The organism is Citrobacter sp. ABFQG (assembly GCF_004322975.1).
Lineage (GTDB): Bacteria > Pseudomonadota > Gammaproteobacteria > Enterobacterales > Enterobacteriaceae > Citrobacter > Citrobacter freundii.
Genome location: NZ_CP036435.1, coordinates 1689757 through 1712422, shown reverse-complemented (window position 1 = coordinate 1712422; position 22666 = coordinate 1689757). Strand labels below are relative to the sequence as shown.

The following is a 22666-nucleotide window of genomic DNA, read 5'->3' as shown; positions in this document are numbered from 1 at the left end:
AGTATAGGTTCGATATCTAACCATGACATATCGGATCAGACTCAATGCTTACTATTGATTGAGTTTGAAGCACCCCTGACCTACTGGGATGTATTTCTGCAACGCTACGATAAACTTTCGGTTTTTTGTTTTGAGCTCACTACTACGCCAGGTTTCACCCGGCAACACATAACGCATGGTGGCTTCATCATCGGTTGAATTGCACCCTTGGTGTACGATGATTTTAAAAAAAGTATTCCCAGTGTTTTTCAGTGTTCCGTTAGCCTCATCAATTGTGTAGGCCAGATTTATGTTTCTCGGGCGAACAACCAATATGGTGTCCATAGCGATCACCGGGAGAGCCTGCCCGCCTTTCCCTTGATTACGTTCGGTAAACAGCGTGATCGGCATTTCACGAAACAGAATTCGGTAATAGCGTTCTTTATCATCCTGCGGCCCGCGGTAGAAAATCTTAAAAAACTCACTCGCCTGCGGAGCCAGTGAAAAATTCAGCGGAGTAAACAGAAGTTCGCCTTCAGCAATAGCACTTCTGTTTTCACCTCCCGGTCCCGGCTTATCAATTTTTACTGCGCCGATACTGTATAAATTCTGTTTCTGGCTATCGTTATAGATTCGTTTACTGATAAATGCTTTATCCGATGGCATCTCATAAATGGTCGACTCCAGGTAGACTGCCTGTGTAGAGAATGCTGTCAGACCGGAAAGTAGAATAAATACCCATCTAAGCGCCAGACGACGGCGGTTCATGGCGTCACTCCCACCCAATTCGCCGTGACTTTTATCTCTCCACTGGCGCTGACGACACCTTCCCAGTCAGCGCCGGAAACGGTTAACATCGAACGCGAATCATTCATTGGGAAAAGCAATTTCAAATCAGTAGCATAATAGCTTCCATCGTCATTGTTATTTGCGTCCCAGGGCGTCTGTTGCCACTGCGCATCTCTCATACTGACTGCCGCTTCACTGCAGCTATTTCGTTTTTGCACCACGCCCCCCGACTGACTGTTGTACTGCAGAAAAGCGGGAATGGGGACGGACAGCCCGCCATGCGCAGACGTAAACAGACAGTAAGGGACACTGTTTATCGTCGTACTTTCCCCAATAACTTGCGCGGTGATACTGTCTGCCTGACGGGGGCCTGAGACGGTTACGGTGTACTCCATTTCTATAGGAGCGGCATCGCCAATCGTGCCACTACCGCTCGCAGAAGCTGTGTTGTCCGAAGAGACGATACTGATCCCATACTCCTTCGGCACAATATTAAGCTGTAGCGAAGGAGTAAACTGGTAGTGTCCTGACTCTGGTGTTAAGCCATTATAAAAACCGAAGGTAAAGGGCTGACTGTTAGTAATGCTGATCCCTGAATCGACAAGATTCTTCAAAAATGCTTTTGACAGAAAAATATAAATGTATTCTCCAGAGGTCGTAAAAACGTTGTAATAAGCAGTTGAAGTACCATAGTTATACCAGTTTGAACCATTCCCGGAGTATCTCACGGTGGCCGCTCCGGGCGTAAAACCAAGCATCGCCGTATCGACAAAAGCGCGAAACGTCAAGGAGGCGGTCAGATTGGCCGTTTGTTGCAGGTTATAACTCACCATTTTGCAAATCACACCGTCAGTACCGCCTACCACGCCAAGTTCGCAATAACCAGAGTCTTTGGTGATGCTCGGCGTACCGTCGCTGGCAACCCAAAGCTCCTGAAATGCGTTAGTCGAGACAAGTGACAGATGACCGCGTTTAGTTAACGTGTAATTGACGTAATTCCATGATCCTGTCGATTGGTCTTTGCACCGTTGCCCGGAAGAATAATCATAATTTACAGAAGTATAACAGCGGTTGAACACGTAGGTTTCGCTGCTACCGGTAGGCACATTGCGAAAGTACTCATAAGCAGTATCGGTCAGGGAAGCGAATCCGTAGGCGCCACCAATAACGCCTGCGACAGAGCCGACCTGCGCATGATAAAAACCGTTTTTGTCAGTGCCCAATCCGGCAATAAACCCGGTTGATGGGCATTGGGTGCCACTATAACAACGGATTCCCCGGAAAGGCCCGTTAATCGGGGAGTTATCAATCCACATGTCCTGATAATAATTTCCAGGCGCAGTCCAGCCGACAAAACCTAAATACCCGAGACTCACCTGAGAGGTACCGTATTTTATCCACGTGTTTGACCCGCTGAAACGCGGATCAAGTGCCGATGGGGTAATAAAGTATTCACTATCAATGGCATTTTCGATAAACAAATAGTTATTGCTAACTGAGCCGGAAGAGATTGCATTCAACGCCAAAGCAGGCACAGGTGAAAAACTCCCTACGGCACAGATTACAGTAGCTAATTTAATTAATGCTTTCATTTTATTACCTCTGCGCCATCGTGGTTTGCGTTGCACATTTCACATCGCCAACCCACGCTGCGCCGCGTGCTTTTTCCAAATCAAGATCGGCTTCGCATATGCTGCCATTGGCTGAAATTAACGTGATGACCGGATACTTTTTATCGATATCGATAGCAAACTCACCCTTTTCATCCGTACGCGTTTTACCGATGTGGTTATGGATATCGGTATTTGCAGCCAATTGTCCATCGGGATAACGAATGCGCCCGAATACGGTGACCATGCTTTTCACTTCAGGGTTGATAACACCCACGTTACCCGGATATAGCGTCAGCTCCTGTTTGCGTCCTGAAACAATATCGAAGCTGTCCTCAGAGTTTTTATCATTGAGGATTTCCAGCTTGTACTGAGCATAGGGCGGCAGTGCAATGAAATTTGATTTACCGCTGAGAAGATAATTGCGGTTATTAATCTTCGCAGCCAGTTTCCCTTCACCGGTCAAATCTGTTTTCACAATGATGCCGGACCGCTGCCGCTCTTTACTCAGGCCGAAATCTTTACCTGCCCACGCCAGAGAACCCTGGGAAGAGAAGTTCATATTGGTGGAGTTGTCAGCAGAACGCGTTACCGATACGGTGCCGGCGTTATATTTCGTGTCATAACTCAAATTGCCGTTTACCGAATAATTATTGTCGTAATACTGTTCGCCACTCAGACGCGTTGATGCCGACAATCCGACCGATTTAATCGGGCCCTCAGCATACTGCTTACGCGCGCTGAGATTACCCTGAGTACTGCCATAACGATCCCGGGAGACGCCCATGCTCAACCAGGTCGCCAACGGCAATGATAAATCCAGACTGACATAACGTTCCTGTCGCCCATCGTCATTCCGATTGTTGTAGTAATAACGCTGAATACCTGCACGCAACCCAACCGTGGCATACCTGCCTGAATAAAGGGTCGTGCTGTAGTCCAGATTACGATATTTATTTCCCGAGTAGCGATTCTCCGTCTGACTCACGGTGAGCGAGCCGCCATGAGGAATAAACTTTCCGAGGTTAAGAGTCCCGCCAATGGAATAATTATCACGCTCCTGTAAAGGCAGACGATCGCCAATTTTACTGTCTTCACGAGATGCCCATAGGGAACCGTATCCCTCAGGGACATTAAGGTTGATGTTACTGATATTTCGCCAAGACGAATCGTTCGCCACTAGCGTCTGATTGCCAATACTTACGTATTCATTCACATTGAGCGTGACATCCGTTTCATTAACCGCATTGTTGTCAAAACCGTAGAGCGTGGATTTCAGGCCCAGCCCCGATAATATCGCCAGCGTCACCGATGCGGCCCCCCCGGCAATCCAGGTCTGCTCGTTGCCCAAATCTTGATAATGATTTCGCTTGTAACTCACACGGTCATAATCCAGTGAGCCACCAAACAGTTGCCACGAAAGCTGATCAATCCCGGCGGCTTGTTGGCGGGCAAAGATTTTATTAACCCTGCTAATACGACTATTAATTGTCCGGCCATTGACCACGATATCTACCGTGACGTCATAAACACCATACGGAAAGCGACTGGTATCAATTTCATAGCTGCCCATATTAAAGTTCTGCACGCTGAGCAAACGCCCATCACGGAAGACATGAACCTCGCCAGCGGCTGGCAAAAATACGGTAATCGGCGTGAGTGAAAGCGCGGTATTCTCAACAACCGTACTTCCTTTGTTTCCGTAGCTCACACCGTAAATTTTCCCACCATTCAACGCATTCAGACTAGCAATAGACTGCACGTTCCAGGTGTCGAGCATCCCGAGCGCCAGTCGATACCCGTCATAATCACGCTCATACATCGCACGATAGAGTTTACTGGTGCCGTTGCTGTCGCCGATGCCGTAAAACGAACCGTTAATATTGATATGGTGCTCACGCAGCGATGTTGTATTGTCCACCGTCAGATAGCTGCGGGTACTGCTGCCATTATGATAATCGTTGTAGTAGGTACCAAAGTTATAATTCAGGACGTTAGAGAGAGACTCCACGCTGGAAGGTCCAAGCAGGCTACTGCGTGCGACAATCGCTTCAGTTAACGCATCTTTGCTGACTATCATCTCCAGGTGAAATGAAGAGACGTTGAGTTGCAGGCGTGCATTGTCCGATAGCTCGATATTGGTGTTATCGTGAAATTTCACATCACGAATTTTTTCTACCAACGCACGAGTTTTTCCAGATAACACGGCATTATTAGGCAATTCAGCAAGAGTCAGGGCTTTAACTGTAATATTGCCATCAACAAGCGAAATCATCGCATCGGCAATTTTTTGCTGACTTTTCTCGTCAGTCTCGTTGTAACGAATATATACCGGCACCGTCATTCCCTGCTCCAGTGAACGGGCGAAAGCGCTGGGAATAACGTAATTACCCACTTTTACTGGGGCTGCATGTGAAGTTCCTGGTGTCAGCGCAAGAAAAAGACAAATGCTACCGCCGACAATATATTTTGTTGTCATATGCATCCTTACAATCCGGTATTTTTATTTATCCCGTACAGATGGCTGCTATTGACCATCACTTCACTGTAATAAACTGCTTACCGTGCCAGATACCAATGCGTGAGCGGCTATTACTAATGTCGGTGAACTGCAGTTTTATTTTTGTACCTGGCATAATGTAATAGCGTTCGCGACAACCTCGTCCCTGATCGCGAGCCTTATCCTTACAGGCGCCATAGGCGATCACACGAAACGAAACATTGCCAGTATTGGTAATAACATCGCCATTTCGGCTATATTCAAAACGTTCTTTTCGCGGCGCGACCACCAGAATAGTGCCAATTTCTGCCGACGCTGTTGCTACCGCCATTTTATTCGCCCGGGTTTCCGCGCTCTCGGTGACCGGCTCATCTATCCATTGCAGACGATAATAACGTTCGAGATCATCTGCTGGTCCTTTATAAAAGAAGCGGAAAACATCCTTTGCTTGACCAGGAAGAATAAGATTGGCAGGTGTAGAAAGTAACTCTCCGGAATTGACAGGCTTTATTTCGACTCCCCCCGCCAAAGGTGATGACAATTGTTTTACCGAAACACTGACATAACGCGCCGCATCAGTTGTATTAGTAATTTCTTTCGATAATGAACTCTCAGCAGAAGTCATTATCGATGTGATTTCACCCACATTAATTGCCCATCCGGGAAAAGATGCTACTAACCCTACCAACATCACTGCCGGTAAATATTTTTTCATGACGCCATTCCTGATAAATTCGGGAGAAAAAATTCTCCCGAATTTTTATTACTTAGGCAGACGGAGTCGTCCAGGTTGCATTAAACTGTACTTTTACATCGCCAGTCCAATAGCCGTCTGGCAGAGCAGAGTAATCCGTTACTGCCTGGCTACCATCAGAAGTCGCTGACGCGATGGTGAATTTGAAGTTGGATTGATCGCTGACACGAGCAGCACCGTTATAAGCGCCATCAGCCATCAGGCTTTCAAGACCAGAAGTCGAGCTGGAGTTAACCAGGACAGTATCTGATGAGTTAGTCAGCGCGGTGCCATTCCATGCCACCCCTACGTTCAGGGTAGACGCATCGCCACTGGCGTTGGTCAGCGTGTTACTAATGATCTGAGCAGTCAGCTCAAAATCAGTTGCCGTTTCCTGACCCTGAATAGTCACATCAAAAGCACCGTCCTGAGAGTTGAAGGCTTTCAGTCCCTCAGCATACTGGAAAGTCAAAGAGTTCAGCGGGGTGACAACCAACATACTGGTGGTATCTTTTGTTGCCGTCGCGTCCCACGAGGCAGTTGCAGAAGCAGTAACATCTGCCATTGCATTTGCTGCAACAAATACAGAAGCCAGAGAGGTTACTAATAATAATTTTTTCATTTTTATCTTCTCCTAAGAACAAACTCACCACCGAGTCTTATTTTTAAGTCACTCCAGCGGTTCCATTAATTGCGAGCCAGAATTGCCGCGCCAAAAAATTATCATTTGAATTAAGTAACATCTCAACAAACCCTGAAACGCAAAAATTACAAAAAACTAAGAATTTTCCCACAAAAAATTTTATCTAAGAAGTCTCCTAAGACAGAAGTACTTGAAATGTGCCTTGTTTCAGAATTATCACCCACACAAATAAGCAATACCAAACAATTCATCTTTTTTATGTTTTTGATAAATATCAAAAAGATCATACAAATACCACCTAAGCAAAACCCTTACAAAACATAAAGATAATTAACGCCTCCATATTTTCTCTATAATGCTTATTATTTGTTGCAATTATGCTAATTTTTTAACTTCACAAGAAAATTCTCATGAAATATTCATATGAGGGGGAATATTCTTATAAAAGAATCGCTAAGCTGGAGGATTAGTATTCGAATTGATAATTATTTCACAGAAATAAAACCAGGAATTTTCCATATAAAAAGAATATTCCTGGAATATCAAGAGTTATATAACGCTCAACAGGAGAGATTTAGTTGAAACCTTTTAATCCCAAATAACTATTAAGTGTTACCGTTCGCACCCGATGTAGGGTAATCAAATTTTGTTGTTCGAGGGATTTAAATGACCGGCTAACGGTTTCAATTTTAAGGTCGAGATAACTGGCAATTTCCTCCCGGGAGAATGGCAAGTGAAGCGTCGTTTCTGGCCTGCCAATACGTAAATGCATCTCGTAAAATTCCACCAGAAAAGCAGCGATCCTGGCCTCAGCATGTTTATTCGCATAGCGCCGCAGTTTTTCAACAATGAATCCATTGTCCCTGCAGAGAAACTTGATGACTGCGGCAGCAACCGACGGATCCTTTTCTGCTACTTTGAACAACCGCGCAATATCGATATGACATACCTCCGCAGCCGTTGCCGCCTTAATCGTTGTCAGGTACTTCCCCCCTTCGACAGCATCCAGCGCCATGATATCTCCCGGAACATAAAAGCGACTGATAAAATCGTTATCACCGCATTCCACGCTGGACTTGCAGTATCCTTCGTGAATAACAAAAAGCATGTTTGCGGCTTCATCCTGCCGGGCGAGTATCTCCCCTGATTTAAACCTTCTTCTTTTGTCTATTAATCGGTGTTGATTATCACGATCAATTGCCGCTCCCTTTGGACACAGCGAACAATGGCGGGGGGGAAACGGGTTGCCGAGCGGCACTACAGGAATGCGATGTTTGTGAATATCCGATTTCACGCAACAACTCCTCATAAAAATGAGACTGATTCTAATAGATCGGGCCATGGGAACAATACGTGAACTGAAGACCAGGAAAATTCATGCTGGCAGGGAAAATTCTGTGATACATCGCCTTTCTGGCACAGGGACGCATGGGTCAAAACCAGACTGATGATGTTAAAACGCAGGATAGAAAAATGTGGCAGTGGAGTGAAGGTTAGAATTAACAGGGCGATGCCTTAATAGCCTTGAAAATCAGAGTGCTATTATGGAATCGCCCGTTTTCAATTACGCACGGATCGTGTCGTCGCCGAAGCCAACCCATTTGTATGTAGTCAGTGCTTCCAGCCCCATTGGGCCACGCGCGTGCAGTTTTTGCGTACTTACCGCCACTTCCGCGCCCAGTCCAAACTGGCCGCCATCGGTAAAACGCGTAGAGGCGTTAACGTACACAGCTGAAGAATCGACTTCATTCACAAAACGATCGGCGTTGCGTAGCGTACGCGTCAGGATCGCATCGGAATGCTGGGTACCATGCTCGCGGATGTGGGCGATGGCATCATCCAGACTGGTGACGATTTTCACGTTCAAATCCAGCGACAGAAACTCGTCGTCATACTCTTCAGCTTTCACCGCAACCACATTAGCAGGTCCTGCCTTCAATGTAGCCAGCGCCATTTCGTCTCCGTGCAGAGTTACGCCGCTTTGTGCCATCTGCTGGCTCAATGCTGGCAGAAAACGCGCGGCGATATCCTGATGCACCAGCAGAGTTTCTACGGTGTTGCAGGTGCTCGGACGCTGGGTTTTAGCGTTGACGATAATCTTCAGGGCCGGGGCGATCTCCGCGGTATCATCAACATAGATATGACATACGCCAATGCCGCCGGTGATGACCGGGATAGTCGACTGCTCACGACACAGCTTGTGCAGGCCCGCGCCCCCACGAGGGATCAGCATATCGATGTACTTATCCATCCGTAGCATCTCAGCGACCAGTGCGCGGTCCGGGTTATCAATCGACTGTACGGCAGCCGCGGGTAAACCGCAGGCTTCCAGCGCCTTTTGGATAACCGCCACGGTGGCAGCGTTCGTCCGGTAGGTCTCTTTCCCACCGCGCAGGATCGCGGCATTGCCGGTTTTCAGGCACAGGGAGGCAACGTCAACGGTGACGTTTGGGCGCGCTTCATAAATTACGCCAATCACGCCCAGCGGGACGCGACGACGCTCCAGACGCAGACCGCTGTCCAGCAGCCCACCGTCAATCACCTGCCCGACCGGGTCGGCGAGATTACACACCTGGCGTACATCGTCAGCAATCGCTTTCAGACGCGCTGGCGTCAGGGCCAGGCGGTCGAGCATCGCATCGCTCAGGCCGTTGGCTCGCGCCTGCTCAACATCTTGTACGTTCGCGCTGAGGATGCTTTCGGTTTGCGCTTCCAGCTCATCAGCAATGGTTTCCAGTACGCGATTTTTTTCGCGACTGGAGAGCAGCGCCAGCTTATATGACGCGGCTTTGGCAGCAATGCCCATTTTTTCCAGCATATGCCTGTTCCTTAACGGGTGATCATGTCGTCACGATGGACAGCGACCGGGCCGTATTCGTAGCCCAGGATGGTGTCGATCTGTTGTGAGTGATGTCCGGCAATACGGCGCAGCGCATCGCTGTTATAGCGGGTGACGCCGTGGGCAATATCGCGCCCTTCGAGATTGCAGATGCGGATCACTTCACCACGAGAGAAGTTGCCTGTCACGCTTTTAATGCCTTTTGGCAATAATGAGCTGCCGCGTTCCAGAATCGCTGCGGTAGCGCCCTCATCAACAGTAATTTCTCCGGCAGGCGGCGCGCCGAAGATCCAGCGTTTACGGTTCTCCAGTGGAGATGCCTGAGCATGAAAACGCGTCCCAACGGAAACGCCTTCCATCACGTCGCCAATGACGCCCGGTTTGCTGCCTGCGGCAATTATGGTGTCGATCCCGGCGCGGCACGCGACATCGGCGGCCTGCAGTTTTGTTCCCATCCCGCCGGTTCCCAGACCCGAGACGCTGTCTCCGGCAATGGCGCGCAGCGCATCATCAATACCGTGCACGTCTTTGATCAGCTCCGCCTGCGGATTGGTGCGAGGATCGGCGGTGAACAGGCCCTGCTGATCGGTCAACAGCAGCAGCTTATCGGCTCCAGCCAGAATTGCCGCCAGCGCTGAGAGGTTGTCGTTATCACCCACTTTAATTTCAGCGGTCGCCACCGCATCGTTCTCATTAATGACCGGAACGATGTTGTTATCCAGCAGCGCGCGCAGCGTATCGCGGGCATTGAGGAAGCGCTCTCTGTCTTCCATATCCGCACGCGTCAGCAGCATCTGCCCGATATGAATACCGTAAATCGAGAAAAGCTGTTCCCATAGTTGAATCAGTCGGCTCTGCCCTACCGCTGCCAACAGCTGTTTCGAGGCTATCGTTGCCGGGAGTTCAGGGTAACCAAGATGCTCACGTCCGGCGGCAATCGCGCCTGAGGTAACAATAACAATACGATGCCCTGCGGCATGGAGCTGCGCGCACTGGCGAACCAGTTCTACGATGTGGGCGCGGTTCAGGCGGCGGGATCCGCCCGTTAACACACTGGTGCCAAGTTTTACCACCAGCGTCTGGCTGTCACTCATGATTCTCTGCCATTCAAAATTGGGGAAAATGATATCAAACGAACGTTTTAGCAGGACTGGCCCCGGTTGCCAACAACCAGCGCACAAAGCATGAAATTTTATTGCGCAGGATCAGCAAGCGTAGCGGCAGATTTTGACGCATTTATTACAGAAACAAAAAAACATCCTTTTTTAAAAATATTCTTACTTTGTCATAAAACGTTCATTGCCAGACGTTAAAAACCCTCCTGTCTTTTAACGGGGATCACACCCAGTGAATATTAGCGCGTACTTTTAATCAGGAATGAAAATGAAAAAGAGCACTCTGGCATTAGTGGTGATGGGAATTGTTACGTCGGCATCCGTACAGGCAGCGGAAGTGTATAACAAGAACGGTAATAAGCTGGACTTATACGGCAAAGTAAAAGCCATGCATTACATGACGGATTATGACAGCAAAGATGGTGACCAAAGCTATATCCGTTTAGGTTTTAAAGGCGAAACGCAAATTAACGATCAACTGACCGGTTATGGTCGTTGGGAGGCTGAATTCGCCGGCAATAAAGCTGAAAGCGATTCTAACCAACAAAAAACACGTCTGGCCTTCGCCGGTGTGAAATTAAAAGATTTTGGCTCGTTTGATTATGGTCGTAACCTGGGTGCGCTGTATGACGTGGAAGCATGGACCGATATGTTCCCGGAATTCGGCGGCGACTCCTCCGCACAAACCGATAACTTTATGACCAAACGTGCCAGCGGCCTGGCAACTTACCGTAACACCGACTTCTTCGGCGTCGTGGATGGCCTGGATCTGACCCTGCAATATCAGGGTAAAAACCAGGACCGCGATGTGAAAAAACAGAACGGCGACGGTTTTGGTACTTCCGTTACCTATGACTTTGGCGGCAGCGACTTTGCGGTGAGCGGCGCTTATACCAACTCCGATCGTACTAACCAGCAGAATCTGCAAACTCGCGGTACAGGCGATAAAGCAGAAGCCTGGGCAACTGGCTTAAAATATGATGCTAACGATATTTATATTGCAACGTTCTATTCTGAAACGCGCAATATGACGCCAATTTCCGGTGGCTTTGCTAATAAAACACAGAACTTCGAAGCGGTAGTTCAGTACCAGTTTGACTTTGGTCTGCGTCCGTCACTGGGTTATGTGCTGTCTAAAGGGAAAGATATTGAAGGCGTCGGCAATGAAGATCTGGTGAATTATATTGATCTCGGCGCAACGTACTATTTCAACAAAAATATGTCCGCGTTTGTCGATTATAAAATCAACCAGCTCGATAGCGATAATAAGCTGGGCATCAACGATGATAATATCGTTGCCGTCGGTATGGTCTACCAGTTTTGATATAGCATAAAAAAAGCCGGATGGGGTTGCGCCGCCATCCGGCTTTTCACTGTTCATTATGCCGTTAACTTAACCGGTTCATCCTTAAAGTCGTCAGCAGGTTCCAGCGCCAGATTCAGCGTCGTTAACAAGCCAAGTAATTTTTCATGGAATTCACGTAAGGTGTATTCCAGTCGCTCTACCACTTCAGTCTCTTTCACCGGCACCGCAGTCCAGTTACCGTCTTTATCAAACAAACCAAACTGATAACTATACGTGAAGCGTTTTTCCTGCGCCTCCAGTTCCATCCACCAGCCCCAGAACTCGCGTTTCTCAGGGGCCGGTTTCACGTTGACGCAAACAGCCAGACAATCGAAAAAAAATCGATTATCTTCGCACTGCCCTTCCCGGATGTACGGGCCAAGCGCGGTGAATTTCTTGATCAATCTACTTTTCGGATGCCCACTCGGTAACGTCATTACGATCTCCTTAGGTGAAGCACCTGTTTTACCAAATCGATAAAATTTAGCAAACTTTTAACACAATCTCTGATTGATCCAACTGGTTATTTCCTGCAACCCTTTGTCAAAATTGCGATACACCGGATTGAAGGGGATCTCCAGTAGCTTACCGTCTGAAGATGAAGATGTGATTAAACGTGACTCTTCTTCCGGGCTAAACGGGTCGTTCTTCCAGAACCCCGAAAGCATTGGCGTCGGGCAGCGTCGCCCCAGCAGGCCCTGCACTTTTAATGAATAGCGATTAAGCTCAACGCGCAGCGCTTCATCGGAGGCGTCATGCATCCCCAGGCGGCTAGCCAGTACATCAAGATACATTTCCGGGACGCTCGCCTGACGCTGCGGGTCACTAAGCAGCGAATGAACCACTGGTCCCAGACAGGCCACCGCCTTCAGACGTGATGATTCCAGATATGCCAGACGTACCGCTACGTTAGCGCCAAAGCGGAAACCGAAGGCCGCCACGCGAGTGTGATCCACCCAGGGAACATTAGGCAGCGCTTTTAATACGTGCTGATGCAGCAGGCTGGAATCCTGAGTCAGTTTCCATTTTGATGAGAACCCAACCGACGGCATATCCAGCGTCAGCATAGCAATGCCACGTGGAGCAAAGTAGCGCTCATACAGACTGTAATAATCCGTTTGCATGGAATCGAGGCCACCGCACATCAGCACCGTCGGGAACGGACCGTCGCCTTTTGGCATATGCAGGAATCCAGTGATTGGCGCGCCGCCGGTAACGGCAAATTCCATCTCGCGCAATGTCCCCGGCAGTCGCTGCGCGGCCTCTTCATAGGCGCGATTGGCCAAAGCCTGTGCCTGTTCTGCCAGCTCATCGCCTTTCAGGTGTGGGTAAGCGGCAATGTTGTACAACGTAGACGCATGCAGCCAGTGGCGTCCGCTCACCTGCGGATCCTCTTCCATAGACGCTTTCTGTTGCCAGTCCATCGCCTGCTTCGCCCACTCATAGATCCAGTTCCCGCCGCGATAGCCGATAACCGTATCGTAGAGTTCTTTATCCGTACGTTCGGCTTCGCTCATCACGATACGTGCCTGCACCTCAAGGATTTCACGCGGGTCGACGCCACGCCAGATCCACATCAGACGATTCACCATGCGATACCAGTGGGGAATGGTTTTACCATCCAGGGCAGATTGTACGGACGGCTGCGCGCCGTGATTAAAACGACGAACCAGCGTTGACGTTTCAGGGTGTTTGAAGCGGGGTTTAAACAGGACTTCGCTGAGGTTAGCCTGTGACATGATTGCAGCCTCCATGAGTACTCACTAAGGCATAGTGTAACCTGACACTGCACAAAAAGAACAACGCCCGGCAGTTGCCAGGCGTTGAAAACTTTTTAGATTAGCGACCAGAGATCGGCGGGACGAACACCACGCCCATATCCCACGGCTGTTCAATCCAGGTATCCTGAGGGATATCAACAACATAATCATTCACCAGCGGGCGACCTGCCGGCTTAGCGAAGATAGTAACGAAATGCGCTTTAGGATACATTTCGCGGATCGCAACGGCGGTACCACCGGTGTCAACCAGGTCATCGATTACGATGAAACCTTCACCGTCGCCTTCGGCACGTTTCAGCACTTTCAGTTCGCGCTGGTTGTCGTGATCGTAGCTGGAGATGCATACGGTATCGACATGACGAATACCCAATTCACGCGCCAGCAATGCGCCCGGTACCAGACCACCACGGCTAACGGCAATAATGCCTTTCCATTGTTCAGAAGGCATCAGGCGGCTTGCCAGTTTACGTGCATGGATCTGCAACATGTCCCAGGTGACGACGTATTTTTCGCTCATGTGAAGTGTCCCAGCCTGTTTATCTACGGCTTAAAAAGTGTTCGAGGGGGAAATAGGTTGCGCGAGATTATAGAGATCTGACGCACTAAAAACCAGTGTTTCGCGGAATCCGCGCCTCTTTTTGCATGCTTTATGCTAGCCGTCAGCGGAGAAAGTGGTATTCTCAATCGCATCGCGCAAGCCTGACTTGTGGTGTTTTTAATTCTGCTAACCCCGTGGCCTGCAAGTAAGTTTTGTAGGACATCGCCAAGGAGACTCAACGTGTCTGAACTGTCTCAATTATCCCCGCAACCGCTATGGGATATTTTTGCCAAAATCTGTTCTATTCCTCATCCGTCCTATCATGAAGAGCAGCTCGCTGAACACATTCTGAGCTGGGCCCAGGAAAAAGGTTTCCACGTCGAGCGCGATCAAGTTGGTAATATCCTGATTCGCAAACCCGCTACCGCAGGTATGGAAAACCGCAAACCGGTCGTTCTGCAGGCGCACCTGGATATGGTCCCGCAGAAAAACAACGACACCGTGCACGACTTCACCAAAGATCCTATCCAACCTTATATTGATGGCGAATGGGTAAAAGCCCGTGGCACCACGCTGGGTGCAGATAACGGTATCGGTATGGCGTCCGCGCTGGCCGTTCTGGCTGATGACAGCGTGGTACATGGTCCTCTGGAAGTGCTGCTGACCATGACCGAAGAAGCAGGTATGGATGGCGCGTTTGGTCTGCAGGCTAACTGGCTGCAGGCAGATATCCTGATCAACACCGACTCAGAAGAAGAAGGTGAGATCTACATGGGTTGCGCAGGCGGTATCGACTTTACCTCTAACCTGCCGCTGTCCCGTGAAGCAATCCCTGCTGGCTTCCAGAGCTTTAAGCTGACGTTAAAAGGCCTGAAAGGCGGCCACTCCGGCGGCGAAATCCACGTGGGTCTCGGTAACGCGAACAAGCTGCTGGTCCGCTTCCTGGCGGGCCACGCTGAAGAGCTGGATCTGCGTCTGGTTGATTTCAACGGCGGTACGCTGCGTAACGCAATTCCGCGTGAAGCCTTTGCCACCCTGGCCGTGGCTGCAGATAAAGTTGATGCGTTAAAAGCGCTGGTCAACACCTATCAGGAAATCCTGAAAAACGAACTGGAAGCCAAAGAGAAGAACCTGGCTCTGCTGCTGGATGCCGTTACTCAAGACAAAGCCGCGCTGACCGCTGAGTCTCGCAACAGCTTTGTGCGTCTGCTGAACGCCACCCCGAACGGTGTTATCCGCAATTCCGACGTAGCAAAAGGCGTGGTAGAAACCTCCCTGAACGTCGGCGTTGTAACCATGACTGACGACAACGTTGAAATTCACTGCCTCATCCGTTCTCTGATCGACAGCGGTAAAGACTACGTGGTGAGCATGCTGGATTCACTGGGTAAACTGGCTGGCGCGAAAACCCAGGCAAAAGGCGGATATCCAGGCTGGCAGCCGGATGCCAACTCTCCGGTTATGCACCTGGTTCGTGAAACCTATCAGCGTCTGTTCAACAAAACGCCTAACATCCAAATCATCCACGCCGGTCTGGAATGTGGTCTGTTCAAGAAACCGTATCCAGATATGGACATGGTTTCCATCGGGCCAACCATCACCGGTCCACACTCCCCGGATGAACAGGTTCATATCGAAAGCGTCGGCCATTACTGGACGCTGCTGACTGAACTGCTGAAGTCTATTCCGGCGAAGTAAGTCTGCGCTAAACGCCGGATGACGCTGTGCTTATCCGGCCTACATGCTGATTTGTAGGCCGGATATAGTTTTTACGCAGCCATCCGGCAATACATCAACATCACAGTCCCAACAGTAGTTGCCTTTCCAGCTGTGGATCCAGCAGCGTGACGTGTAATCCCACCAGCCTAACGCCCCGCCCTCCCCGACGTTCATTCCAGGTTTTGCGCGCCGTCGCAATTAAGTCATCTTTACTTAAGCGCGGCCAGACGTGCTCCTGCGTGGTTTGCTGAAAATCATTAAACTTGAGTTTTACTCCCTGCCGGGCGATCAACAGATCCGGTTTTACCTTGGCCAGACGTCGTTCCAGTTCGGGATATAGCCGCTCAATAATCTCCTCACATTCAGCCCACTCATGAATATCTTCTGCCAAAGTACGCTCGACGCCGACTGATTTGCGCAGTCTGTCATTGTTGACGTCGCGTTCATCAATGCCCTGGCTGCGTTCCCACAACACGCGACCAAACTTACCAAAACGTTTGAGCAACATGGCCAGGTCGTATTTCTGAACATCCTCGCAGGTTCGCAACCCCATCGCTTCCAGCTTAGCGGCAGAGACTTTGCCAACGCCGGGAATTTTGCCTAACGGTAATGTTCTGAGAAATTCAGGAACATCGGCAGGGGTAATCACATATTGCCCATTGGGTTTGTTGAGATCGGAAGCTATTTTTGCCAGAAATTTGACCGGCGCAATTCCGGCAGAGGCGGTTAACTGTAGCTCGGTAAAAATTGTCTGGCGGATCTCCTGAGCGATCAGCGTAGCTGAGCCATGGCAGTGAGTGCTGTCAGTCACATCCAGATAGGCTTCATCCAGCGAAAGCGGTTCTATCAGCGAGGTATAACGGGAGAAAATAGCCTGAATCTGGCGGGAGGCTTCTTTATAGGCCTCGTAACGACCAGGTAATAACGTGAGATGGGGGCACAGTTTTAACGCCATTCCGGTCGGCATTGCGCTACGCACACCAAATTTGCGCGCCGGGTAATTGGCCGTGCTGATGACTCCCCGACGTTCACGACTGCCGCCAATAGCAATGGGAATATCACGCAAGGCGGGGTTGTCGCGCATTTCCACCGCCGCGAAAAAGCAGTCCATATCGACATGTATGATTTTGCGCATGACTCACCTCTCACAACACTGTTTAAGTATACAGTATTTTTATGTTGTGAGAAGTCTGTTTATGCCTTACGCCGGACCATTCATGACGAAGCGTGCATCGCACAGGTAACGCACGATATCCGTGATCTTATGTTCTGCGGGATTACCCGCCGTACTGACAAAAAGTTTATTCACTTTGCGAATCTTTGCCCGCAGCAATTTTTCGATCGTCATCAGGCGAAATGCATCATTTTCCACGCAGAAAAGCTCATAGTCGCCCAGACGTTCTCCACAGATTTCACAGTGGTTCATCCAGTAACGTAGCCCGGTCGTTTTGCTTTTATCCAGGTAGTAATTGCTAGCTTTGATGTTCTTTTTTATCTCTTCCGGCAACGTATTGATATGGAACAAAAATGTATTGCGCCGCACGGACATCCATCTTTTATCATCCTGATTTTGTTTGATAAACCGGGTAAACATCACACCATGAATATGCGTGGGCTGATGGCAATTCCAGCATTGCATTTTCGACGTAATAACCAGGTAATAAGGAGCCACAATATTAAAATTGTCCGTCGCGTAAACATGCTCGCGCAGCGTCTCATTTAACTCATGAGGTTCGGTGTACCAGATACTTGAAACCGGGTCGAAATGCGCGCCCTGACAAGCCCCATCAGTGACATTATCAGTATGAATATCCAATGGAATAATATGGGTTACATCTATCACATTACCTTCCTGAGGGATAATTTGCCCCCACGTTGCGTGGGGGGCGGAAAACAGAATTAATGAGTGACGGGAGCAGAGGGCTGACGTAAAGAAGTCACCTGCTTTTGTTTGTCCAGCTTATCAACCAGTGGCTGAACCACTTTCTCGCCGTGCTGACCAAAATATTGATACAGCGTATCGGAAGCACTTTGCGTTAACACCATGATCTCAATACGGCGGTTGCCTGCGCTTTCCGGGTTTTTCGCATCCAGCAGCATTTGGTCCGCCATGGCGCTAACCTGCATGACTTTATCCTGCGGCATGCCGGCATCTTCCAGCACGCGTCGTGCTGACAAAGCACGGTCGCCGGAGAGGTTCCAGTTGTTGTAAATGTTGCTCTTATAGCTCATCGCATCCGTATGTCCGGTAATAATGAGCTTGTTGTCCAGCGAGTCAAACACGGGGGTCAGCTCAACCAGCAGCGATTTAAAGAACGGCATAATTTTGGCGCTGCCGCGTTCAAACATATTCCGGTTCTGGTCATCTTTAATCAGTACGCGCAACCCCTGAGGAACAATCTCCATCTCGAGGTTGGTTTCCATATGTGCGTTGCGGGCAATGACGTTAATATCGGTCGCCAGCTCGCCCAATTCACGCGCTGATTTTTGCTTCAGCAACACCGCTTTTTCATTTACATCCAGCGCTTTTTTGGCGTTATCTTCTGTGATCTTCGCCGTCTCTTGCGGGGTAACCGTTTTATCCAGCTTGTTGCGCGTGACGTTTTTCTTCTGCGCACCCGGCGCTATCGGCTGCTTGCCCAGCTTGTTTAAAGGTGCCATACCGCCACCATTAAAGATTGACTGGCCGTGCAGCGCCGCCACAATATTTTCTCGGTCAGCCTTGCTGACGCTGTTCACAATTAACTTTATCGTGGTGACCAAAGGTGCGGAGCGTATCTCCGAAGTTTCTGCCCGCTTTACGCTGGACGCCATGCCCGGTAAGCAGATGGCGATCGACGCCGATCTGAACGCAGGACTGATTAATCAGGCGCAGGCGCAAGCGCGACGTAAAGACGTAGCGGGCGAAGCGGATTTCTATGGCGCGATGGATGGTGCGTCAAAGTTCGTGCGCGGCGATGCCATCGCCGGGATGATGATCCTGGCTATCAACCTGATCGGCGGCGTCTGTATCGGGATCTTTAAATACGATTTAAGCGCCGAAGCCGCCTTCCAGCAATACGTACTGATGACCATCGGTGACGGCCTGGTCGCCCAGATCCCTTCTCTGCTGTTGTCGACAGCAGCAGCGATCATCGTCACCCGCGTAAGCGACAGCGGCGATATTGCCACGGACGTACGTAGCCAACTGCTGGCCAGCCCCTCCGTGCTGTATACCGCCACCAGCATTATGTTTGTGCTGGCAGTGGTGCCGGGGATGCCGCATTTCCCCTTCCTGATTTTCAGCGCCCTGCTGGGATTCACCGCCTGGCGCATGAGCAAGCGACCGAAGGTGGCTGAGACCGAAGAGAAAAATCTCGAAACGCTGACCAAAACCATCGCTGAAACCACCGAGCAGCAGGTCAGTTGGGAAACTATCCCCTTAATAGAACCTATCAGCCTGAGCCTGGGATATAAGCTGGTGTCGTTGGTCGATAAATCCAAAGGGAATCCGCTCACTCAACGCATTCGCGGTGTGCGACAGGTGATCTCAGACACGAACGGCGTACTGCTGCCGGAAATTCGCATCCGCGAAAACTTCCGCCTTAAACCGACCCAGTACGCCATTTTTATCAATGGGATCAAGGCCGATGAAGCCGATATTCCCGCAGATAAGCTGATGGCGCTGCCCTCCAGTGAAACCTATGGCGAGATCGACGGTGTTTTAGGCCACGATCCAGCCTATGGTATGCCGGTCACCTGGATTGTTCCGGCGCAAAAAGCTAAAGCGTTAAATATGGGGTACCAGGTTATTGATAGTGCCAGCGTCATTGCGACGCATGTGAATAAGATCATTCGTAACTATATTCCAGAGCTATTTAATTACGATGATATTACGCAGTTGCATAACCGCCTCTCTTCTATGGCGCCACGTCTGGCGGAAGATTTGAGCGCAGCGCTGAATTACAGCCAGCTCTTGAAAGTGTACCGGGCGCTGCTTATCGAAGGTGTGTCATTGCGCGATATCGTCACCATAGCCACCGTACTTGTCGCCAGTAGCACCGTGACCAAAGATCATATTTTGTTAACGGCAGATGTGCGTCTGGCGCTACGTCGCAGCATTACCCACCCGTTTGTGCGCAAAGATGAGCTGGCCGTATATACGCTGAACAGTGAACTGGAGAATCTGCTGGCGAATGTGGTGAATCAGGCTCAACAAAGTGGAAAAGTGGTGCTGGATAGTGTGCCGGTCGATCCCAATATGCTGAATCAGTTTCAGACCAATATGCCGCAGATAAAAGAACAGATGAAAGCGGCGGGGAAAGAGCCTGTGCTGCTGGTCGCACCGCAGTTACGTCCTTTGCTCGCGCGCTATGCGCGCCTGTTTGCCCCGGGCCTACAGGTGTTGTCTTATAACGAAGTTCCGGATGAACTGGAATTAAAGATCATGGGGGCGTTAAGTTAACGCCTGCCGAGGCGGTGTCATTACACCGCCTTTTTGATTACAGAATCGTATTTTCCGTAAGAATACGACGAGCGCCTAGATAATGATCCTGCCAGAAGTCATCGGATAAATTGCTCACCCGAATTGTTTCTCCTGTCCGTGGTGATTCAATAAATTGTCCCTGCCCCAAATAGACGCCCATATGATCGGCAATATCCCGGCTGTGAATATGAAAGAACACTAAATCACCACGGCGAAGATCGCGGTTAGCGACAATAGTAGCCCGTCGATAGTGATACATTTCATTCGCTGTCCGGGGCAATTTTGCCGCCAGGATTTTGTTGTAGGCATAAAAAATCAGCCCGCTACAGTCAAACCCTTCATCCGGATCGGTACCGCCCCACAAATAGGGTTTACCGAGCTGTTGCTCAAGTCGGTGGATGGCCACTTCAGTGATATTGTGTAGATGATTGCTACTGAGAAAATGGTCATTCTCAGCCAGTTCCTGCCAGCGATGGTCGCTGGCTTTTAGTGGGCCAGGGAACCACTCCGGGTGCTGTTTAATCAGCGCCCGGTTCTGCTGGCGCAGCGCGCTTTTACTTTCTGCGTTGCCTTCCACCACGTAGCTTGCCTGCTTTTTTACCTGCGCGTGATACTGCTTCAGCAGCCGGGCGCGGTTACGCATCCGCAAGTGCGCCGCATAGCTTAAATGGGCGTCAGATAAGTGGGGCTGAACTTTGGCGACAGACGGTAAAGACAGCACAACATACAAAGACAGCAGACCCGGCAAGAAGCAACGGGGTGCAGAGACAAAAAACATGAAAAGAAGAATACCTGGTCAAACACGTTCGCCGCAGTCTACCGCTATTGCCCATCATTCCTTTTTAATATTCGATTATTAAATAATTAATTTTTTAAATTCAATAGAATAGACATTCTTCACTAATAAGACGAAATGCAGTGTGCTAACCAGCAAAACAAGCCAGTGTCTGACTGCCTTTAAGCACAATTTTCCGTATAAAGGAAAACTAAAGTGTAAACGCCGCACGAGAGACTTGCGAAAAACTCTCTTGGTGCTAATGTGAGCGCTCCAGATCCAGATTTATCCGATTTGGGGACTCTTTTTGCCGTCCTGGCGTGTGTAATCGTTTTATCAAGGAATAAGCAGTATGCGTAAAATCGCATTTTTTCTTGCGATGCTTTTATTGCCGTGCGTTTCATTTGCCGGTTTGCTGAGCAGCAGCAGCCCGACTACGCCTGTCAGCAAAGAATATAAGCAGCAATTAATGGGCTCCCCCGTTTATATCCAGATCTTCAAAGAAGAGCGAACGTTGGATCTGTACGTCAAGATGGGCGAACAGTATCAATTGCTCGACAGTTATAAGATCTGTAATTATTCCGGTGGCTTAGGGCCGAAACAGCGTCAGGGTGATTTCAAAAGTCCGGAAGGATTTTACAGCGTTCAGCGTGGACAGCTGAAACCGGATAGCCGCTTCTATAAAGCGATTAACATTGGTTTCCCTAATGCCTACGATCGCGCCCACGGTTATGAAGGTAAATACCTGATGATCCACGGCGCCTGCGTTTCCGTCGGCTGCTATGCGATGACCGACAACGGCATTGATGAGATTTTCCAGTTTGTCACCGGCGCGCTGGTGTTCGGACAATCCAGCGTACAGGTGAGCATTTACCCGTTCCGCATGACCGATGCCAACATGCAGCGCCATAAGTTCTCGTATTACAAAGAGTTCTGGTCGCAGCTAAAACCGGGATACGATTACTTCGAACAAACGCGTAAGCCACCGACCGTTTCCGTCGTCGATGGCCGTTACGTCGTCAGCAAGCCGTTGAGTCACGAAGTGGTTCAGCCGCAACTGGCATCAAACTACGCGCTCCCCGAGACAAAATAATGCCCACTCGCCTGGCATAATCTTTTGCCAGGTTTCATTGCCGGTTAACGGTTGAGTGGCAATCACGGTGACCACATCATTGGGTGTGGTCTCTGAGCTAAAATCAATCTCCACATCCTGATCCAGCAATGTCGCCACGCCAAACGGCGCACGCCGCGTGATCCAAAACAAATTGGTCGAGCAGAAGGCCATCACATAACGTCCGTCAGACAACAGCATGTTGAAGACGCCCTTCTCCCGCAGTTCTCCTGCCAGCATCGCGATATATTTAAACACCGCCGCCATATTGCCAGGCGTGCGCGGATAACGCTCCGTCAGCTTGTGGAGCAGCCAGCAGAAGGCTTTTTCGCTGTCGGTTTCACCGACCGGGCGGAAATTACCGGTCTCCAGTGATTTATAACCGCTGAGTTGCCCGTTATGGGCATACGTCCAGTTACGTCCCCATAGTTCACGGGTAAATGGATGGGTATTTTCCAGCGCTACTTCTCCACGATTCGCCTGACGAATGTGGGCAATCACGGAACAGGATTTGATGGGATAGTCTTGTACCAGTTTGGCGATAGGCGAATTAAAGCTGGGTTGCGGATCTTTAAACGTACGGCAGCCCTTACCTTCATAAAACGTAATACCCCAGCCGTCTTTGTGCGGCCCGGTACCTCCGCCGCGCTGGACCAGCCCGGTGAAGCTAAAGCAGATATCGGTTGGCACATTGGCGCTCATCCCGAGCAGTTCGCACATACAT

Annotated in this window: 19 protein-coding genes and 1 pseudogene; 4 read left to right on the top strand and 16 right to left on the bottom strand. The window is 49.7% G+C overall.

The genetic code is table 11. The features are described 5' to 3' along the window. Nucleotides 1-51: 51 nt before the first annotated feature. The 8 genes from WN16_RS08240 to proB form a co-directional block, all read right to left on the bottom strand. Nucleotides 52-747: a fimbria/pilus periplasmic chaperone gene (locus WN16_RS08240; protein WP_003031358.1), complete on the bottom strand. Its 696-nt coding sequence runs from the start codon at nucleotides 745-747 to the stop codon at nucleotides 52-54. Further along, entirely contained in the window at nucleotides 744-2360 is a 1617-nt protein-coding gene (locus tag WN16_RS08235) for a hypothetical protein (protein WP_044702486.1), read from the bottom strand. The genes WN16_RS08240 and WN16_RS08235 overlap by 4 nt, the downstream gene beginning before the upstream one ends. 4 nt (nucleotides 2361-2364) lie before the next feature. After that, the gene (locus WN16_RS08230) at nucleotides 2365-4857 is read right to left on the bottom strand and encodes a CS1-pili formation C-terminal domain-containing protein (RefSeq protein WP_008324497.1); all 2493 of its coding nucleotides are present in this window, start codon (nucleotides 4855-4857) and stop codon (nucleotides 2365-2367) included. 58 nt (nucleotides 4858-4915) lie between these two features. Continuing rightward, the gene (locus tag WN16_RS08225) at nucleotides 4916-5593 is read right to left on the bottom strand and encodes a hypothetical protein (RefSeq protein ID WP_003031363.1); all 678 of its coding nucleotides are present in this window, start codon (nucleotides 5591-5593) and stop codon (nucleotides 4916-4918) included. A 52-nt stretch (nucleotides 5594-5645) separates the two neighbouring features. Further along, a complete protein-coding gene (locus WN16_RS08220; RefSeq protein ID WP_003031365.1) occupies nucleotides 5646-6233 on the bottom strand; it encodes a common pilus major fimbrillin subunit EcpA in 588 nt (195 codons plus the stop codon). A 595-nt stretch (nucleotides 6234-6828) separates the two neighbouring features. Further along, a complete protein-coding gene (locus tag WN16_RS08215) occupies nucleotides 6829-7548 on the bottom strand; it encodes a Crp/Fnr family transcriptional regulator (RefSeq protein WP_044702490.1) in 720 nt (239 codons plus the stop codon). 270 nt (nucleotides 7549-7818) lie between these two features. Then, on the bottom strand, nucleotides 7819-9072 hold the full coding sequence (gene proA, locus WN16_RS08210; RefSeq protein WP_003031370.1) for a glutamate-5-semialdehyde dehydrogenase: 1254 nt from the start codon (nucleotides 9070-9072) through the stop codon (nucleotides 7819-7821). Between the two features lie 11 nt (nucleotides 9073-9083). Continuing rightward, nucleotides 9084-10187, bottom strand: a complete 1104-nt coding sequence (proB, locus tag WN16_RS08205) for a glutamate 5-kinase (RefSeq protein ID WP_003031373.1) — start codon at nucleotides 10185-10187, stop codon at nucleotides 9084-9086. A gap of 289 nt (nucleotides 10188-10476) precedes the next feature. Between proB and phoE the strand changes: the two genes are divergently transcribed. After that, entirely contained in the window at nucleotides 10477-11532 is a 1056-nt protein-coding gene (gene phoE / locus WN16_RS08200; protein ID WP_003843783.1) for a phosphoporin PhoE, read from the top strand. A 56-nt stretch (nucleotides 11533-11588) separates the two neighbouring features. On the opposite strand, the gene crl is transcribed toward phoE, so the two are convergent. From crl to gpt, 3 genes are all read right to left on the bottom strand, one after another. Beyond that, nucleotides 11589-11990, bottom strand: coding sequence for a sigma factor-binding protein Crl (crl, locus tag WN16_RS08195; protein ID WP_003031376.1), 402 nt, complete (start codon nucleotides 11988-11990; stop codon nucleotides 11589-11591). Between the two features lie 57 nt (nucleotides 11991-12047). Further along, on the bottom strand, nucleotides 12048-13292 hold the full coding sequence (frsA, locus tag WN16_RS08190) for an esterase FrsA (protein ID WP_044702502.1): 1245 nt from the start codon (nucleotides 13290-13292) through the stop codon (nucleotides 12048-12050). A 100-nt stretch (nucleotides 13293-13392) separates the two neighbouring features. Then, nucleotides 13393-13851 (bottom strand): xanthine phosphoribosyltransferase, encoded by a 459-nt coding sequence (gpt, locus tag WN16_RS08185; protein WP_003031380.1) that lies wholly within the window; start codon nucleotides 13849-13851, stop codon nucleotides 13393-13395. 261 nt (nucleotides 13852-14112) lie between these two features. Here gpt and pepD point away from each other — a divergent pair, with 261 nt between their 5' ends. Further along, nucleotides 14113-15570, top strand: a complete 1458-nt coding sequence (pepD, locus tag WN16_RS08180) for a cytosol nonspecific dipeptidase (protein WP_044702503.1) — start codon at nucleotides 14113-14115, stop codon at nucleotides 15568-15570. Nucleotides 15571-15670: 100 nt separating this feature from the next. Here pepD and dinB read toward each other — a convergent pair whose 3' ends face one another. From dinB to lafU, 3 genes are all read right to left on the bottom strand, one after another. After that, complete coding sequence (dinB, locus tag WN16_RS08175; protein ID WP_003031382.1) at nucleotides 15671-16726, bottom strand: DNA polymerase IV; 1056 nt, start codon at nucleotides 16724-16726, stop codon at nucleotides 15671-15673. 66 nt (nucleotides 16727-16792) lie between these two features. Continuing rightward, nucleotides 16793-17434, bottom strand: a complete 642-nt coding sequence (locus WN16_RS08170) for a hypothetical protein (protein WP_044702505.1) — start codon at nucleotides 17432-17434, stop codon at nucleotides 16793-16795. A gap of 56 nt (nucleotides 17435-17490) precedes the next feature. Continuing rightward, a complete protein-coding gene (gene lafU / locus WN16_RS08165) occupies nucleotides 17491-18405 on the bottom strand; it encodes a putative lateral flagellar export/assembly protein LafU (RefSeq protein WP_071596408.1) in 915 nt (304 codons plus the stop codon). Between lafU and WN16_RS08160 the strand changes: the two are divergent. Next, nucleotides 18332-20035, top strand: a pseudogene (locus WN16_RS08160) (flagellar biosynthesis protein FlhA); the annotation flags it as partial. The gene lafU and the pseudogene WN16_RS08160 overlap by 74 nt on opposite strands. 37 nt (nucleotides 20036-20072) lie before the next feature. Here the strand turns inward: WN16_RS08160 and WN16_RS08155 are convergent. Further along, entirely contained in the window at nucleotides 20073-20834 is a 762-nt protein-coding gene (locus WN16_RS08155; RefSeq protein ID WP_032937061.1) for a C40 family peptidase, read from the bottom strand. A gap of 349 nt (nucleotides 20835-21183) precedes the next feature. Between WN16_RS08155 and dpaA the strand changes: the two genes are divergently transcribed. After that, nucleotides 21184-21924, top strand: a complete 741-nt coding sequence (gene dpaA / locus WN16_RS08150; RefSeq protein ID WP_003031387.1) for a peptidoglycan meso-diaminopimelic acid protein amidase — start codon at nucleotides 21184-21186, stop codon at nucleotides 21922-21924. Here dpaA and WN16_RS08145 read toward each other — a convergent pair. After that, nucleotides 21895-22662, bottom strand: a complete 768-nt coding sequence (locus WN16_RS08145) for a class II glutamine amidotransferase (protein ID WP_044702507.1) — start codon at nucleotides 22660-22662, stop codon at nucleotides 21895-21897. The genes dpaA and WN16_RS08145 overlap by 30 nt on opposite strands. Between the last annotated feature and the right edge of the window lie 4 nt (nucleotides 22663-22666).

Bases quoted from the DNA above. Each gene is read 5' to 3' on its own strand.
- WN16_RS08240 (WP_003031358.1), bottom strand. From the start codon at position 747: ATGAACCGCCGTCGTCTGGCGCTTAGATGGGTATTTATTCTACTTTCC.
- WN16_RS08235 (WP_044702486.1), bottom strand. From the start codon at position 2,360: ATGAAAGCATTAATTAAATTAGCTACTGTAATCTGTGCCGTAGGGAGT.
- WN16_RS08230 (WP_008324497.1), bottom strand. From the start codon at position 4,857: ATGACAACAAAATATATTGTCGGCGGTAGCATTTGTCTTTTTCTTGCG.
- WN16_RS08225 (WP_003031363.1), bottom strand. From the start codon at position 5,593: ATGAAAAAATATTTACCGGCAGTGATGTTGGTAGGGTTAGTAGCATCT.
- WN16_RS08220 (WP_003031365.1), bottom strand. From the start codon at position 6,233: ATGAAAAAATTATTATTAGTAACCTCTCTGGCTTCTGTATTTGTTGCA.
- proA (WP_003031370.1), bottom strand. From the start codon at position 9,072: ATGCTGGAAAAAATGGGCATTGCTGCCAAAGCCGCGTCATATAAGCTG.
- proB (WP_003031373.1), bottom strand. From the start codon at position 10,187: ATGAGTGACAGCCAGACGCTGGTGGTAAAACTTGGCACCAGTGTGTTA.
- phoE (WP_003843783.1), top strand. From the start codon at position 10,477: ATGAAAAAGAGCACTCTGGCATTAGTGGTGATGGGAATTGTTACGTCG.
- crl (WP_003031376.1), bottom strand. From the start codon at position 11,990: ATGACGTTACCGAGTGGGCATCCGAAAAGTAGATTGATCAAGAAATTC.
- frsA (WP_044702502.1), bottom strand. From the start codon at position 13,292: ATGTCACAGGCTAACCTCAGCGAAGTCCTGTTTAAACCCCGCTTCAAA.
- gpt (WP_003031380.1), bottom strand. From the start codon at position 13,851: ATGAGCGAAAAATACGTCGTCACCTGGGACATGTTGCAGATCCATGCA.
- dinB (WP_003031382.1), bottom strand. From the start codon at position 16,726: ATGCGCAAAATCATACATGTCGATATGGACTGCTTTTTCGCGGCGGTG.
- lafU (WP_071596408.1), bottom strand. From the start codon at position 18,405: ATGGCGTCCAGCGTAAAGCGGGCAGAAACTTCGGAGATACGCTCCGCA.
- WN16_RS08155 (WP_032937061.1), bottom strand. From the start codon at position 20,834: ATGTTTTTTGTCTCTGCACCCCGTTGCTTCTTGCCGGGTCTGCTGTCT.
- dpaA (WP_003031387.1), top strand. From the start codon at position 21,184: ATGCGTAAAATCGCATTTTTTCTTGCGATGCTTTTATTGCCGTGCGTT.
- WN16_RS08145 (WP_044702507.1), bottom strand. From the start codon at position 22,662: ATGTGCGAACTGCTCGGGATGAGCGCCAATGTGCCAACCGATATCTGC.